The following is a 1,225-nucleotide window of genomic DNA, read 5'->3' as shown; positions in this document are numbered from 1 at the left end:
GCTGTGAGTTCAATGGGTCGATGCAACGCTATCCTTGATCAAGGGGGACGTTGCCATGAAACGAAGAACTCGCATCTACTACACACCAGAACAAAAAGCGATTATCTGGGACAGATATAAGCAAGGTGATTCCCTGCATGATATCGCCGGAATGTTCGACAGATATCATTCTTCTATTATGCCTACTATCCACCAGACTGGTGGATACCGTCCCCCTGTCCGAAAGCGGCACCGGTTAGCGCTTTCGCTTGATGAAAGAGAGGAGATATCCAGAGGATTGGTAGCAAAACGCAGCATCAGGGACATCGCAGCCAACTTATCAAGAGCGCCCTCAACGATTAGCCGCGAGGTCAGGAGGCACGGAGGTGCCAAGCAATATCGTGCAGCAAAAGCCGATACTGCTGCGTGGGAAAATGCTCTGAGACCAAAACCCTGCAAGCTAATTGAAAGCCCCACATTGTGTAAAATCATTGCAGAGAAGATGCATCAGGACTGGTCGCCGGAACAGATCGCCGGTTGGCTGAAACGCTGTTATCCGGATAATCAGGAAATGCATGTGTCACACGAAACGATTTATAAAACGCTTTTTATACAAACCCGGGGTGCATTAAAAAAAGAGCTGCAGCAATGCCTCAGAAGCGGAAGAGCGGTTCGTAGATCCCGAACGTCATCCCTTAAAGGGAAAGGATTAGGGAAAATCCCGAATGCGATACCTATCAGCGAAAGGCCACCGGAAGCCTCAGACAGAGCCATCCCTGGTCACTGGGAAGGTGATCTGATCCAGGGCTCGAAAAACTCCTATATCGTCACCCTCGTAGAACGCCATTCCCGTTTTGTTATGCTGGCGAAGATCAGAGACAACAAGACCATAACGGTTATATCTGCACTCATCAGACAAGCCCGGGAATTACCTGCTGAGCTTTATAAAACATTAACTTGGGATCGTGGCGCTGAAATGACCAGCCACACACGATTTACTGTAGCGACAGACATTCAGATTTATTTTTGTGATCCTCAATCTCCCTGGCAACGTGGTTCAAATGAAAATACGAACAGATTGCTCAGACAATATTTTCCAAAAGGAACTGACTTATCGGTTCACAGCCAGCAAAGACTTAACAGCGTTGCCAGACAGCTCAATGAAAGGCCGAGAAAAACACTAGACTATGAATCACCCGCAGAACGGTTCAATAAGTGTGTTGCGTCCATTAGTTGAACTCACAGC

1 protein-coding gene is annotated in these 1,225 nt (G+C 47.7%); it reads left to right on the top strand.

The window, feature by feature from the left end; all coding sequences use genetic code 11:
• Nucleotides 1-55 precede the first annotated feature (55 nt).
• Entirely contained in the window at nt 56-1,216 is a 1,161-nt protein-coding gene (locus RTU33_RS21805; RefSeq protein ID WP_312630170.1) for an IS30 family transposase, read from the top strand.
• Nucleotides 1,217-1,225 lie beyond the last annotated feature (9 nt).

Source organism: Scandinavium sp. (assembly GCF_032012665.1).
In the GTDB taxonomy this organism is placed as follows: Bacteria; Pseudomonadota; Gammaproteobacteria; order Enterobacterales; family Enterobacteriaceae; genus Scandinavium.
This window is presented reverse-complemented; position numbering and strand designations above follow the sequence as displayed.

Bases quoted from the DNA above. Each gene is read 5' to 3' on its own strand.
- RTU33_RS21805 (WP_312630170.1), top strand. From the start codon at position 56: ATGAAACGAAGAACTCGCATCTACTACACACCAGAACAAAAAGCGATT.